The organism is Mycobacterium sp. ITM-2016-00318 (genome assembly GCF_002968285.2).
Lineage (GTDB): Bacteria > Actinomycetota > Actinomycetes > Mycobacteriales > Mycobacteriaceae > Mycobacterium.
Map to the genome: position 1 here is coordinate 128,267 of NZ_CP134400.1, position 14,032 is coordinate 142,298.

Consider the following 14,032-nt stretch of genomic DNA (forward strand, 5'->3'; position numbering starts at 1 on the left):
GACATGTCAACTATTTTCAACGTACGAAACTTCAAGCTGCCGAACGTCTCCCGGACGACGGTGATCGTCGGCGCGCTCGTCGCGGTGCTGGCGCTGGTGGCCGGCATCGTCGGCTGGCAGCTGTACAAGAAGCTGACCTACAACACCGTGGTCGCCTACTTCCCGCAGACCCTGGCGCTGTATCCGGGCGACAAGGTCCAGATCATGGGCGTCAAGGTCGGCACGATCGACTCGATCGACCCTGCAGGCGACAAGATGAAGGTCACCTTCAACTACGCCAACAAGTACAAGGTTCCCGCGAACGCGACCGCGTCCGTGCTGAACCCCAGCCTTGTCGCGTCGCGCACCATTCAGCTGTCGCCGCCGTACACCGGTGGGCCCGAGATGCAGGACGACGCGGTCATCCCGATCGACCGCACCCAGGTTCCGGTCGAGTACGACGACCTGCGCGACTCGATCAACCGGATCCTCACCGACCTCGGCCCGACGCCGGATCAGCCCAAGGGCCCGTTCGGGGACGTCATCGAGTCCTTCTCCGACGGCCTGGCCGGCAAGGGCGACCAGCTCAACAAGACGCTCACCGGTCTGTCCGAAGCGGTCACCACGCTCAACGAGGGCCGCGGCGACTTCTTCTCGGTGGTGAAGAGCCTCGCGCTGTTCGTCAACGCGCTGTACCAGAGCGATCAGCAGTTCGTCGCGTTGAACAACGACCTGGCCACGTTCACCAACTCGTTCACCAACACCGACAACGAACTCGCCACGGCGCTCAACGATCTCAACGATCTGCTGACGACCACACGCAGGTTCATCAGCGAGAACGGTGAGGTGCTGGCCCACGACATCGACAACCTGGCCGAGGTCACCAACGCGATCCTGCAGCCGGAGCCCCTCAACGGTCTCGAGACCGGCCTGCACGTCTTCCCCAACCTCGCGTCGAACCTGATGAACATCTCGTCGCCGAACGCGGGTGGCATCGTCGGCCTGCCGACGATCGCCAACTTCGCCAACCCGATGCAGTTCATCTGCAGCTCGATTCAGGCGGGCAGCCGACTCGGCTACCAGGAATCGGCTGAGCTGTGCGCGCAGTACCTGGCGCCGATCCTCGATGCGATCAAGTTCAACTTCCCGCCGATCGGCATCAACCAGTTCGTGACGGCGATGACGCTGCCGAAGCAGATCTCGTACTCCGAGGACCGGCTGCGCCCCGCGCCGGGATACAAGGACACGACCGTGCCGGGCATCTGGTCGCGCGACACCCTGTTCTCGCACGGCAACCACGAGCCGGGCTGGGTCACCGCACCGGGCATGCAGGGCATCGAGGTGCAGCCGCACACCGAGCGCAACCTGACCCCGGAATGCCTCGCCGAGCTGCTCGGCGGACCCGACTGTGTGATCCCCGGCGCGCCACCGGCCTTCGGCGTCAACAACGGCAGGCTGCCAGGCCCGCCGAACGCCTACGACGAGCGCAATCCGCTGCCGCCGCCGTGGTACCCGCAGCCGGGACCGCCGCCTGGTCCATCACCCGGCGTGATCCCCGGCGATCCGCTCGGCGCCATCTCGCCCGCGCCCGCTGCCGCGCCTGCGGTAGCACCGGCACCGGCCGGACCACCGCTGCCCGCTGAAGCAGGAGGGGGCTAATGCCGCGCACGCGAGGAGCACGTACGTTCGGGGCCCGTAAGTGGAGCCGCATCGCACGGCGCGCCGCCGGACTGGTGGCGGTCGGTCTCGTGCTGACCTCCTGTGGCTGGCGCGGCATCGCGAACGTGCCGCTGCCGGGTGGCCCCGGCACAGCGCCCGACCACATGACGGTCTACGTGCAGATGCCGGATACGTTGGCGCTCAACGTCAACAGCCGGGTGCGCGTCGCCGACGTCTATGTCGGCCGGGTGCGTTCGATCGAGCTGAAGAACTGGATCGCCACGCTGACGCTGGATCTGCAACCGGGTATCAAGCTGCCGGAGAACGCGCTGGCGAAGATCGGCCAGACCAGCCTTCTCGGGTCGCAGCACGTGCAGCTCGACCCGCCGCCGGACCCATCGTCGCAGCAGCTGCGCAACGGCGACACGATCCCGCTGAAGAATGCGTCGGCGTTCCCGACGACGGAGCGGACGCTGGCCAGCATCGCCACCATCGTGCGCGGCGGCGGGATACCCAACATCGAGGTCATCCAGACCGAGGTGAACAACCTGCTGACCGGTCGCGCCGACCAGATCCGCGAGTTCCTGAACCGGTTGGACACCTTCACCGACGAACTCAATCAGCAGCGCAACGACATCACGCGGGCGATCGATTCGACGAACCGGCTGCTGAACATCGTGGGTCAGCGGACCAGCACGCTGGATCGGGTGCTGACCGAATTCCCGCCGCTGATCAAGCATTTCGCCGATACACGGGATCTGTTCGCCGACGCGGTGGAGTCGTTGGGCCGCATCAGCAACGCTGCCGACGACGCGCTCGCGCCGACGAGCGACAACCTGCACACCAACCTGCAGAACCTGCAGCGTCCGCTGAAGCAGCTGGGCAAGGCCTCGCCGTACCTCGTCGGCGCGCTCAGGTTCCTGTTCACGGCGCCGTTCAGCATCGAGAACGTGCCGAAGGTCGTGCGCGGCGACTACATCAACGTGTCGCTGAACGTCGACCTGACGCTGAGTTCGCTGGACCAGGGCTTCCTGTCCGGAACCGGTGTGGCGGGCATGCTGCGCGCCCTCGAGCAGGCCTGGGGCCGCAATCCCGAGACGATGATCCCGGATCTGCGCTACACGCCGAACCCGCACGACGCACCCGGCGGACCGTTAGTGGAAAGGGGTGAGTGAGCAGTGCTGACCAGGTTCATCAAGTTCCAGCTGGTCCTCTTCACGATTCTCACGATCCTCGCCCTGGTCGTGCTGGGTTGGTACTACCTGCGGCTGCCGAGCCTGGCCGGCATCGGTCAGTACACGCTGAGCGCCGACCTGCCGCGCTCGGGCGGCCTGTACGCCACGGCGAACGTCACCTACCGCGGCACGCAGATCGGCAAGGTCACCTCCGTCGAGCCCACGGAGAACGGCGCACGCGCCGAGATGAGCATCGACAACCGGTACAAGATCCCGGCCGATGCCACTGCCAATGTGCACTCCGTCTCGGCGATCGGTGAGCAGTACCTCGACCTGGTCTCGACCGGCAACCCGGGTCAGTACCTGGCAGACGGTCAGACGATCACCACCGGCACGGTGCCCAGCGAGGTGGGTCCTGCGCTGGATTCGGCGAACCGGGGTCTCGCCGTGCTGCCCAAGGAGAAGATCGACTCGCTGCTGACGGAGACGTCGAAGGCCGTTGGTGGCCTGGGCCCCGGGCTGCAACGGTTGGTCGACGGCACGACGAACCTGGCGCAAGGCTTCCAGGAGAACCTGCCTCAGGTCAACGACATCATCGAAAACGCGACGCCGATCCTGCAGAGCCAGGCCGATTCCCGTGACAACATCTCGCAATGGTCGAGAAACCTCAACATCCTTGCCGCGCAGTCGGCTTCGGAGGACCAGGCGTTGCGAAGCGGACTGCAGCAGGCGGCGCCGACGCTGGATCAGGTGACGGCCACGTTCAGCGACGTCCGCGAATCGTTGCCGCAGACGCTGGCGAACCTCGCGGTCGTCATCGACATGCTCAAGCGCTACAACAAGGGCCTTGAGCAGGCGCTGGTGATCCTTCCTCAGGGGGGCACGGTCGCGCAGGCAGGCACCATCTTCGAAGGGGAGGGCCTGCTGCACTTCGGCCTGTCGATCAATCAGCCGCCGCCGTGCCTCACCGGCTTCCTACCCGCGTCCGAGTGGCGGTCGCCTGCCGACACTTCCATGGCGCCGCTGCCCGCAGGCACGTACTGCAAGATCCCCAAGGACGTCCAGAACGTCGTCCGCGGTGCGCGTAACTACCCGTGCGCCGATGTGCCCGGTAAGCGTGCGGCGACTCCGAAGGAGTGCCGCGACGACAAGCCCTACATCCCGCTGGGCACCAACCCCTGGTACGGCGATCCGAACCAGATCGTCAACTGCCCGGCACCAGCCGCTCGCTGCGACCAGCCGGTCAAGCCCGGGTACGTCATACCGGCACCGTCGGTGAACAACGGTATGAACCCACTGCCAGCCGACCAACTGCCGCCTGGCGGATCACCGCAGCCGGTCAGCGACCCGCTGACCCCGCCGAACCAGGGCAGCGTCCAGTGCAGTGGACAGCAGCCCAACCCGTGCACGTACACTCCGGCACCAGGCAGTGCGGTCTACAGCCCGACAAGCGGCGAGGTCGTTGGGCCCGACGGCGTGAAGTACTCCGTCAGCAATTCGAATAACCCAGGAGACGACGGATGGAAGGAGATGCTGGCACCCGCCAGCTGAACCCCACCGATGCTGAGGACGCGCCGGACGATTCGGTAGCAGTATCTGAACAAGAGCAGACGAGCCAGGAGCACCGGGACACCGTCGACGAGCCAACCCAGGAGGCTGAGCCGTCAGATGCAGTCGCCCGTCGTCCGCCGCGGCTCGGCCGTGGCTGGATGGCCGGTATCTGCGCGGGACTGGTGGCACTGACCATCGCCGCTGTGGTCGGTGGCATCCTGCTGATCCGCGACAACCACGGTATCGAAGAGGTCAACCGCAACGATGCCGCCGCCCTCCAGGCCGCCAAGGACTGTGTCGCGGCGCTGCAGGCGCCGGACACCGATGCGATGTCTGCCGCACAGATGAAGATCATGGAGTGCTCCACCGGCGCGTTCGGCGCGCAGGCCTCCACGTTCGGCGGCGTCCTCGTCGAGGCGTACCGGGCCGCCAACGTCAAGGTGCAGGTGTCCGATATGCGTGCCGCCGTTGAGCGCCACGACCCCAGCGGATCGGTGGACGTCCTGGTGGCCGTACGCATCAAGGTGACGAATTCCGACGTGGAAAATCAGGAGTCGGGCTACCGGTTGCGGGTCACGATGACGCCGGATCAGGGTAAGTACCGGATCGACAAGTTGGAACAGGTCACGTCGTGACGGCTGTTCTCGACGCGAGCGCGAAGACGGCGGTGCACGTTCAGTCGTCGGCGCTTCCGCTGGCGTCGTGGCAGGCGCGCGCGGGCGCGCTGTGCCTCGACGTGCTGCTCGGCGTCGGTGTGCTCGCCGTGTTGGCGCCGCTGGTGGCGACCGCGCCGCAGCGTGGCTGGTTGTGGTGGGTGTACATGATCGCGGCCGCCGTCATCGTGCTCCTCGTGCTGGCCAATCGTTGGCTACTGCCCACCACGACGGGGTGGAGTTTGGGCCGGGCGGTGGTCGGCCTCAGGGTCGTGCGCCGGGGCGACGACGAACCTGCCGGCTTCGTGCGGCTGATGGTCCGGGACTTCGCACACCTGTTGGACACGGCGCTGCTCTTCATCGGATGGCTGTGGCCGTTGTGGGACTCCCGCCACCGGACATTCGCAGACCTGTTGGTGCGCACCGAGGTTCACCGGGTGGACCGGCCTGTCCGCAATATGCGCCGAACGGCGGCGAAGGTCATCGTCGCCGCGGTCGTGGCGTGCGCGGCGTTCGTCGCACTGAACTACTCCGTGGTGTACCGCCACGAGCGGGCCGTCGATCAGGCCCGCACCGAGATCGCGGAGCAGGGGCCGAAGATCGTCGAGCAGATGCTGACCTACAACGTCGACACGCTCAAGGACGACTTCGACCGGGCGCAGTCACTGGCCACCGACAGCTACCGTTCGCAGTTGGTCGCCCAGCAGGAGGCCGTGCAGAAGCAGGGCCCGGTGTCCAACGAGTACTGGGCGGTGAGCAGTGCGGTGCTGTCGGCGGACGCGGACCGGGCGGCGATGCTTCTGGCCATGCAGGGCCAGCGCGGCACCGATCCGAAGGACCTGCGGTTCATCACCGCGACGGTGCGAGTGGACTTCGACAAGTCACGCGACGGTAAGTGGCGGGTGGCAAGCCTGAGCGTGCTGAAGAAGCCATTGATGCAGGAGCAGGCGCCGCGATGAGCCCACGCCGCAAGATCGACGCCGAGGAGCCCGAGCTCTACACCGCGCCGCCGCCGAAACCCAAACGGCAGTGGGGACTTCCGCTTGTTGCGTGTGTCGCCGGTGTGCTGATCGCGGCGGCCATCACCGCGAGCACGCTGATGTTGGTGTCGCACGAGAACGATCGCCGCACACAGGTCCGCGACGCCGATGTGCTCGGCTACGTGAAGTCGTTCATGACGACGTACACGACGCTGGACCCGTTCCAGGCCAACTACTACGGCGATCGCATCCAGTCGCAGGCCACCGGTGACTTCGCCGAGATGTTCAAGGAGAAGATCAACGAGATCCTCGTCCAGGTGGCTCGGGTGGAGCCCACGCAGGGCACGGTGATGGATGCCGGTGTGCAGCGCTGGAACGACGATGGCAGCGCCGACGTCCTCGTCGCCACCAAGATCTCGAGCAAGGACCCGAGCGGTAAGTCCATCGAGAGTGGAAACCGTTGGGTGGTAACGGCGAAGAAGGAAGGGCAGCTGTGGAAGATCAGCCAACTGATTCAGGTGATCTGACCACGGATGCGGCCGCGGCACCTTCGGCGCCGGCGCCTCGTGGACGACATCGGATGCCGATCGGCAAGAAACTCCGTGCCACCAAACCGGAGGCCGAGGCGAGTGCGCCCGTCGATGACGAGGTCCAGGTGGAGGAGTCCGCTGACCCTGTCGAACTGCCAGCGCCGAGCGTCGAGGAGACGCCCGCCGAGGAGACGCCGACCAAGAAGGGCCGCCGACGGGGTTTCCTGCGGCGCGGCAAGGATCAGCCCGCTGCGGTTCCGGTCGAGGAGAAGGCGGACGAGCCCGTCGACGCCGTGGCCCCGGCCGAGGAGACCGTCGGCGAAACCGCCGAGCCGGTGGACGCAGACGATGAAGCGGCGGAGCCGGAGGAGCCAGCGGAAGGCGAGATCGCCGCCGAGGAAACCGTTCTCGTGCCGCACCGGCCTGCGGGTAAGCGCATGAAGATCGTCGCGGCGGCGGCCGCCGTGCTGTTCGTGGCGGGCGGTGCGTTCCTCGGTGCGACGGCGCAGCCGGTGATCGCGAACAACGCACTGGTCGAAACCAAGCTGAACATCGCCCGGACGGCCGCGAACGCCATCACCACGCTGTGGTCGTACACCCCCGAGAACATGGACTCGCTGGGCGAGCGGTCGGCCCGCTACCTGACAGGTGACTTCGCCTTCCAGTACAAGAAGTTCATCGACTCGATCGTGGCGACCAACAAGCAGGCGCAGGTCACCAACACCACCTCGGTGCTCGGCACAGCCGTCGAATCCGTGACATCGACCGACGCGTCAGCCGTGGTGTACACCAATTCGATTGCCACCAGCCCGGTTTCGAAGAACATTCCGTCGCTGCGGTATCTTTCCTACCGACTGGAGATGAAGCGCGACCACACCGAGTGGCGCATCACCAGGATGACGACCATCACCACGCTGGATCTGACCCCGCAGCTGTAGGCCGGCGCCGTGTCCGTCACCTCCCCGGTCTCGAATCGGCTGACGGTGACGGGGTTGCTCCTGCTGACGTTCGGGACCGGCATGATCGACGCGATCAGCGTCCTCGTACTGGGGCATGTCTTCGTCGCGAACATGACGGGAAACGTGGTGTTCCTCGGGTTCTGGTTCGCGCAGCAGAACGTCGTCGACATGACGGCAGCCGTCGTCGCCTTCGGGAGCTTCCTGTCGGGTGCCGTCCTCGGCGGTCGATTCTCCCGTCACCTCCAGCACGACACCCGACGTTGGGTGACGGTGGCGCTCGCTGTGGAATGCGCGCTGCTGCTGACGTTGTCGATGCTCGCGGGCACCGGCGTGCTCGACTACCACGACGACACGAAGCTGATCCTGATCGCCGGCCTGGCGGTGGCCTTCGGCAGCCAGAACGCGACGGCTCGGGAGTTCGGGATCCAGGAGTTGAGCACCACGGTGCTGACGTCGACGATCGTCGGCTTCGGTGTGGACAGCAGGTTGGCGGGAGGGAAGGGCGAGCGAAGGACGCTGCGTCTCTCCGTCGTGGTGACGATGTGCGCGGGAGCGGTGGTCGGGGCAACGCTGTCGCGGTTCATGGTGGCGCCGGTGATCGCGATGGTGGCGGCGCTGGTGGCGACGACGGCTGTTCTGTTCTAGTTCGGACCGCCGGTCCCGGCCGACGACTAAGGTCACGGCTATGCCAACAGTTCTCGTCACCGGCGCGGCCAGGGGCATCGGCAAGGCGATCGTCGAGCATCTGGCGTCGACCGGATGGGACGTCGTCGCCGGCGTACGCAGTGAGCAGGATGCCGATGCGATCACCAAGGTAGACACCCAGCGGGTGTCCGCGGTGATCCTCGACGTCACCGACGCGGACCACATCGCGAAGTTGGCCGATGCGTTGCCCGCGCGGCTCGACGCGGTGGTCAACAATGCGGGCGTGGCCGTCGGCGGTCCGGTGGAGACGGTGACGCCGGACGACTGGCGGAAGGTGCTGGAGGTCAATGTCATCGGGCAGTTCGCGGTGACCCGGGCGGTGCTGCCGAAGCTGCGTGAGTCGCGGGGAAGGGCGGTGTTCATCTCGAGCGTGAACGGCCGTATCGCGACGCCGATGCTCGGGCCGTACTCCGCGTCGAAGTTCGCGCTCGAGGCGGCATGTGACGCGTTGCGGGTCGAGTTGAGGGGCTGGGGCGTGCCGGTGGTGCTGATCGAACCGGCGCAGACCGACACCGACATGTGGCGCACGGCGGGGGACATGGTCGATCAGATCGAGGCCGACATGTCTCCCGACGACCGCGATCTATACGCCAAACACATCGCGGGCATGAAGAAATTCGTGCCGCGGGCCCGCAGGATGGCGTCGCCGACGACGAAGGTGGTCGCCGTGGTGGAGGATGCGCTGACCGCCCGCAGGCCGCGGGCCCGGTACGTGGTCGGACTGTTGCCGAAGATTCAGGCGGCCGTGGTGCCGAATCTGCCGACGGCGCTGAGTGATCGGGTGATGACGATGTTGGTTGGGCTTCCACGCCGCCCGCGTGGCTGAGTTCGTCAAGACCAATCTCAGCGCGCCGCCAGGCTTCTTCGCGCTGGAGGCGGCGGCATTGCGCTGGCTGGCGGTCGACGGCGGGGCGCGATGTGCGCGCGTCATCGACTACGACGAGCGCTCGTTGACGCTAGAGCGGCTGGATTCGGTGGCACCGACACGGGATGCGGCGCAGGAGTTCGGATCTCGACTTGCCGTGACACACGACGCGGGAGCGCAGCTGTTCGGCTCGGGTCCGGACGGCTGGCGCGAGGACGGCTTCTTCGGTCCATTAGCGGAGCCGCTGCCGATGTCGTTGAGGGGCCGTCCGACGTGGGGCGCCTTCTACGCCGAAGAGCGGTTACGCCCGATGGCCGATCGGGCCCAGCGGCGGCTGAGCGACGAGGCGGCGCGACTGGTCGACGCGGTGATCGAGAGATGCCGAGCGGGTGACTTCGACGACGACGACCCGCCGGCGCGCATCCACGGGGACCTGTGGAGCGGCAACGTGATGTGGACGGCCGACGGTGTGGTGCTCATCGACCCGGCGGCGCACGGCGGGCATCGGGAAACCGATCTGGCGATGCTGCAATTGTTCGGATGCCCGCATCTCGACGAGGTGTTGGCGGGGTACCAGAGCGTGCGACCGCTGCGGGACGGCTGGCGGGCCAGGGTGGGACTTCATCAGCTGTACCCGCTGCTGGCACACGTCGCGTTGTTCGGATCGGGCTACGTACGCCAGGTGGAAAGAGCCGCGAGGAGCGCGGTGGCGCTGGCTGACGACTGAGGTGTGTAGCAACGCGCCTAGCTGGCTAGGGCCCGCTCGACCATCTCGGTCAGCAATGGTACGAGCACCTTCGCGTACTCCGTCGTGATGTGGTTGTCGTCCCGGTACACCAAGGTGTTCCCGACAACGACCGGACACCGCTCCGCCGTGCAGAACAACTCCGACAGCTTCGCGTACTGGCCGCCGCCCGCTGCTGTCGCCGCGGCCTCCGCCGCGATGCCAGCGTCGTTGAGACCGTCAGTTCGTGGGGGCGCGCACGCGGCGGCATCATCCATATGTGCAGACACACACGTCGGCACTGTCGAATGCGGATCCGCGACCGGTCCCAGCACCAAGACCTCAGCGCCTGTTGCCCGTAAGGTTCGCACCACGAGCGTCAGGCGGTTCTGCCATGCCTGGTCATAACTCGTGAATCCGAAGTCCGCACCGTATCTGCGCGACATGTCGAGGACGATCATCTGCGGCTTGTCCCGATAGAGCCGCGCCATCACGTCTCCCCGCCACCGTTCACACTCGGTGAACTTGCGGCCGAGATACGGGCTGTTGATGGGTAGATCCAGAAACGGGCACAACACCTTGCTCATCGTGGCGAGTCGCCAGTGCTTCTCACGCGCAACGGGTTCCAGCGCCGGCTGCCACATCGCCGCATGCGAGTCGCCCACCAACGCCACCGTCGCCGGCGAACCCACATCGCCTGAGACACAGTCGGGCTGCGCCACGTCCTTCCACGAAAGCACGCAACCGTTGACGAACACCTCGGGCTTCGCGATCGCGTTCAAAGCCGGCGTGAGATTCGACGGCACCGGACCGCCGTCGGCTGACTTGGCCACCGCCGCCAACACCTGATCGCGCACCGACATCGGTGGAGGAGCCTTCTTTGCAGACGAATCCGCGGACTCAACCGGTGCGACGGGAGCCACCGGCGCCGCCGCCATGCCATGGCCCACCGGTACCGGTCTGACCGTCAACAGCACCAGGCACACCGCGACCGCTAGAGCGGTCAGCACACCGCCGACCGCCAAGCTCCGCAGCGATGAGCCCTTCACCGACGGCGCGAACCGCACCGGGTTCTCGATCAGATGCAGCGTCAGGATCGCCAACCCGAACGACACCACCACCATCGCCGACTTGCCCGTCAGCCCCAACGGGTGCCCGATCACCGCGGGCGCGAGCAGCAGCACCGGCCAGTGCCACAGGTACCACGAGTAGGACAACCGGCCGATCATTCGCATCGCCGGCTTCGACAGGAGCCGACCCACGCCGACATCCGGTGTCGCGCAACCAGCGCCGATGATCAGCGCCGTACCCATCACCGGCAGCAGCGCCGCCGTCCCCGGGTATGGCGTTCCCTCACCTATCTGAGTGCACGTGACGAGTATCAGTGCCAGGCCGCCCCAGCCCACCAGCGCCGTCGACGGACCCGGCAGATGCCGCCACGCACCGGCGGTCAACGCCACCAGCCCGCCGACCGCCAACTCCCACGCCCGCGTGGGCAGCGAGAAGAACGCCCACGACGGCCAGTTCTCGGTCCACGCCATCGACAGCGCGAACGACACCGCCGCCAACAGTCCGAGCACCAACACATACGGCGTCACCGATCGCGCGCCAATACGCTGGGCCGCCCGCGCCAGAACCCAAGCGGTGCCGATGATCAGCGCAGGCCACAGCAGATAGAACTGCTCTTCCACACCCAACGACCAGTAATGCTGTAGCGGCGACGGCGGCGCATCTACGGCCAGATAGTCGGTGCCGTGGATTGCAAACCGGTAGTTGCCGACATACAGCGCGCTCGCGATGCCGTCGCCGAGAACGCTTCGCGCCTGCAGCGGAGGCAGCAACACCGTCGACGCAACACAGGTAGCCACAAGAACGGTGACCGCCGCGGGCAACAGCCGTCGTGCCCGCGCCCCGTAGAACCGGGCCAGCCGAACGGTGCCGCTGTCGGACGCCTCTCGCCACAGCAGGCCGGTGATCAGGAAGCCGGAAACGACGAAGAAGACGTCGACGCCGATGAAGCCGCCGCTGACGCCGGGCACGCCGGCGTGGTAGAGCACCACGGCGATGACGGCGACGGCCCGTAAGCCCTCGATGTCCGGGCGAAACCCCTTCTGCGGCGGAGTCGTCCGCCCGCTCGCAGGGAAACCGCGTCGGGAAACAGATCGGGGGGACGTCGCAACTCTGTTCACTCGAGTAACGATCGTCTCACGAGACCCAGAGCTCTTCCGGGATCAACGCGCTACGTCGACAACCAGGCTAACTCTCGCGGTAGCTTCTCCTGCCAGGCCGACGCGTCGTGTCCGCCGACGAACGAGACTCCAGACGGCGGTTTACGCAGCGACGCGACGAATTGTTTCGTGGCGTCGTAGAACCGGTCACCTGCCCCGCAATCGATCCTCAACGGGATCTCCGACAGCGCCGGTGTGCCGTAGACCGAATACGCGAACCAATCCGCCGGGCCGTCGAACGCATGTTCCGCGATCGCCTCGCCGTAGTCGGTGAACAGTGCGGGCGCCACGGCACATATCGCCGCGGTGCGCGCCGGGCCCAATACACCGCCGAGCAACAAGGCGCCGTAGCCGCCCATCGACCATCCGATGAGACTCACCCGCCGAGTGTCCAGGCCCTTGCTCGTCAACATGGGCAGGAACTCTTTCAACACCATCGATCCGGAGTCTTCACCGGTGACGCGCCGGTGCCACCACCCGTTCCCACCGTCAACCGCCGCCACCGCGAACGGCGGGTAGCCGGCCTTCGCCAATTCGGCCAACACCGCCTCGACGCCCATACCCATGACGCCGTCTGCGTTCATATCGCGACCGTGCAATGCGATGACGGTGCGCAACGGCCGCGCAAAGCGGCCGGGCGGCACGGCGATCGCCCACTTGGTCTCGAGGCCGCCCCGTGCCGCCGAGACGAACGAGCCGGTGAAGTAGGTCTGTGTGGCCTTGGCCGACGAGGGAGACGGTTGGTCGGGCGGTGCGCCCGACGCGGTGGCGAGCCCCAACTGCAGGATCGGGTCGAGTGCACAGGCTCCGGCGAGCCCGGTGCCCAGCCGCAACAGCGTGCGGCGCGTCAACTCCAGCATCTGCGTCAGGCGAAGGCGAGCCAGCTCGGAAGCGCGCGTTCACGCGAATCGCAAAGTACCTGGCGAGTATCACAGCTGCCCTTGGGAACGCCTGCGCCACTCCACATTCCGCCGGTGTCACGGCGCAGCACGATCGCCGACGATCCACCTCCGTCCAGCAGCACCGCGCTATCGGAGCCCAGTCCGCGGAACAGGTCCTGAATCTGGTCGGGTGTGTAGCTTCCGCCCTGGAAGACGTACAACTGGTCGTTGGTGCGGTTGTAGGCGACCGCGGTCCGCGCTGCGCTTGGTCCTCCGTCGTTGAGCTGCCCGGTGTCACCCGGCGCGAGAAGGCCGATGCCCGCCACCGCGACGAAGCGCGCGTTCTGGTCGAGAAGCTTCTGGATCTCCGGCGATGCGGAGTCGTAGTCGTCAGGGCCCTTGGGCATGACGACATAGGGAGCACCGCCGGACGGAAGGATCATGGTGGCCAACGACGACCAGTGTTCGCTGCCGCCGGAAAGTCCCTGTTTACCCGCATACGCGAGCGTGCCGGTGACGGCGGCGTTGGCCCTGCCCTGGCCGCGCGTGTTGTCGACGTAGGCGCCGAGCGGCGAACTGCATTTGGTGTCGCGCCACGAACCGCCCTTCTGGCCGCGCACATCGAAGAAGTTGGCGTTGATCGCGATCGTCGGCTGACCGAGCGCCTGCCAGGCCTCGAGCGGTGCGAACACCTCGGAGGCCTGCCACAGCCCCTCGCCGGTGCGCGCACCTGGATCGCGTTCGCACCGACCCTGGTAGCCCTGATGGCTGTCGACGAGCAGTCGAGGCTTGAGGCGGCCCGCGGCGTTCTTGATCGTCATCAAGTGGCCGCCGCTGTTCATCTCGTACCAGCCGCCGCCCGCATTCAACATCGGGGCTGGGTGACCGTCACCGAAATTGTAGACGAGATACGACCCGCGGGTGTTTGCGATGGCTCCGGCGAGCAGTGTGCGGCCATCTGCCCGGGCGACCGGTGCCACCGTCGACGCGAGCCCGGCGCACAGCATCAGCGCAGCGGCGTACGCCATCAGGCGCCGGCTGAACGCCGCGACAGTCGACACGGTTGCCTCTCGACAAAAGACGAGGAAGTGGAATCACTTCAATCACACCAACCTCACAGTTACCTTCAGTAACAGCGACGTC

13 protein-coding genes are annotated in these 14,032 nt (G+C 66.6%); 10 read left to right on the forward strand and 3 right to left on the reverse strand.

The features are described 5' to 3' along the window. Nucleotides 1-3 precede the first annotated feature (3 nt). The 10 genes from C6A82_RS00640 to C6A82_RS00685 are packed head-to-tail and all read left to right on the forward strand — an operon-like array spanning nt 4 to nt 9,783. Nucleotides 4-1,638, forward strand: coding sequence for a virulence factor Mce family protein (locus C6A82_RS00640; RefSeq protein WP_105348580.1), 1,635 nt, complete (start codon nt 4-6; stop codon nt 1,636-1,638). Beyond that, complete coding sequence (locus C6A82_RS00645) at nt 1,638-2,813, forward strand: virulence factor Mce family protein (protein ID WP_105348582.1); 1,176 nt, start codon at nt 1,638-1,640, stop codon at nt 2,811-2,813. Before C6A82_RS00640 ends, C6A82_RS00645 begins: the two co-directional genes overlap by 1 nt. A 3-nt stretch (nt 2,814-2,816) precedes the next feature. After that, the gene (locus tag C6A82_RS00650; protein ID WP_105348583.1) at nt 2,817-4,364 is read left to right on the forward strand and encodes a virulence factor Mce family protein; all 1,548 of its coding nucleotides are present in this window, start codon (nt 2,817-2,819) and stop codon (nt 4,362-4,364) included. Next, a complete protein-coding gene (locus tag C6A82_RS00655; protein ID WP_105348584.1) occupies nt 4,334-4,999 on the forward strand; it encodes a hypothetical protein in 666 nt (221 codons plus the stop codon). The genes C6A82_RS00650 and C6A82_RS00655 overlap by 31 nt, the downstream gene beginning before the upstream one ends. Beyond that, complete coding sequence (locus C6A82_RS00660; protein ID WP_105348585.1) at nt 4,996-5,976, forward strand: RDD family protein; 981 nt, start codon at nt 4,996-4,998, stop codon at nt 5,974-5,976. The genes C6A82_RS00655 and C6A82_RS00660 overlap by 4 nt, the downstream gene beginning before the upstream one ends. Continuing rightward, nucleotides 5,973-6,524 carry a mammalian cell entry protein gene (locus tag C6A82_RS00665; RefSeq protein ID WP_105348586.1) on the forward strand — a complete coding sequence of 184 codons (552 nt, stop codon included), beginning with the start codon at nt 5,973-5,975 and terminating at the stop codon, nt 6,522-6,524. Before C6A82_RS00660 ends, C6A82_RS00665 begins: the two co-directional genes overlap by 4 nt. Then, nucleotides 6,491-7,465 (forward strand): mammalian cell entry protein, encoded by a 975-nt coding sequence (locus C6A82_RS00670; RefSeq protein WP_105348588.1) that lies wholly within the window; start codon nt 6,491-6,493, stop codon nt 7,463-7,465. Before C6A82_RS00665 ends, C6A82_RS00670 begins: the two co-directional genes overlap by 34 nt. Before the next feature lie 9 nt (nt 7,466-7,474). Then, the gene (locus C6A82_RS00675; RefSeq protein WP_105348589.1) at nt 7,475-8,131 is read left to right on the forward strand and encodes a YoaK family protein; all 657 of its coding nucleotides are present in this window, start codon (nt 7,475-7,477) and stop codon (nt 8,129-8,131) included. 40 nt (nt 8,132-8,171) lie between these two features. Next, nucleotides 8,172-9,017 carry an SDR family NAD(P)-dependent oxidoreductase gene (locus C6A82_RS00680; protein ID WP_105348591.1) on the forward strand — a complete coding sequence of 282 codons (846 nt, stop codon included), beginning with the start codon at nt 8,172-8,174 and terminating at the stop codon, nt 9,015-9,017. Continuing rightward, nucleotides 9,010-9,783: a fructosamine kinase family protein gene (locus C6A82_RS00685; RefSeq protein WP_105348601.1), complete on the forward strand. Its 774-nt coding sequence runs from the start codon at nt 9,010-9,012 to the stop codon at nt 9,781-9,783. The genes C6A82_RS00680 and C6A82_RS00685 overlap by 8 nt, the downstream gene beginning before the upstream one ends. Nucleotides 9,784-9,800: 17 nt before the next feature. Here C6A82_RS00685 and C6A82_RS00690 read toward each other — a convergent pair whose 3' ends face one another. The 3 genes from C6A82_RS00690 to C6A82_RS00700 are packed head-to-tail and all read right to left on the reverse strand — an operon-like array spanning nt 9,801 to nt 13,917. Then, entirely contained in the window at nt 9,801-11,969 is a 2,169-nt protein-coding gene (locus C6A82_RS00690) for an acyltransferase family protein (protein WP_105348592.1), read from the reverse strand. A gap of 50 nt (nt 11,970-12,019) precedes the next feature. After that, the gene (locus C6A82_RS00695; protein ID WP_105348594.1) at nt 12,020-12,868 is read right to left on the reverse strand and encodes a hypothetical protein; all 849 of its coding nucleotides are present in this window, start codon (nt 12,866-12,868) and stop codon (nt 12,020-12,022) included. A gap of 5 nt (nt 12,869-12,873) precedes the next feature. After that, entirely contained in the window at nt 12,874-13,917 is a 1,044-nt protein-coding gene (locus C6A82_RS00700; RefSeq protein WP_105348603.1) for a phosphodiester glycosidase family protein, read from the reverse strand. Between the last annotated feature and the right edge of the window lie 115 nt (nt 13,918-14,032).

Bases quoted from the DNA above. Each gene is read 5' to 3' on its own strand.
- C6A82_RS00680 (WP_105348591.1), top strand. From the start codon at position 8,172: ATGCCAACAGTTCTCGTCACCGGCGCGGCCAGGGGCATCGGCAAGGCG.
- C6A82_RS00640 (WP_105348580.1), top strand. From the start codon at position 4: ATGTCAACTATTTTCAACGTACGAAACTTCAAGCTGCCGAACGTCTCC.
- C6A82_RS00700 (WP_105348603.1), bottom strand. From the start codon at position 13,917: ATGGCGTACGCCGCTGCGCTGATGCTGTGCGCCGGGCTCGCGTCGACG.
- C6A82_RS00665 (WP_105348586.1), top strand. From the start codon at position 5,973: ATGAGCCCACGCCGCAAGATCGACGCCGAGGAGCCCGAGCTCTACACC.
- C6A82_RS00695 (WP_105348594.1), bottom strand. From the start codon at position 12,868: ATGCTGGAGTTGACGCGCCGCACGCTGTTGCGGCTGGGCACCGGGCTC.
- C6A82_RS00645 (WP_105348582.1), top strand. From the start codon at position 1,638: ATGCCGCGCACGCGAGGAGCACGTACGTTCGGGGCCCGTAAGTGGAGC.
- C6A82_RS00655 (WP_105348584.1), top strand. From the start codon at position 4,334: ATGGAAGGAGATGCTGGCACCCGCCAGCTGAACCCCACCGATGCTGAG.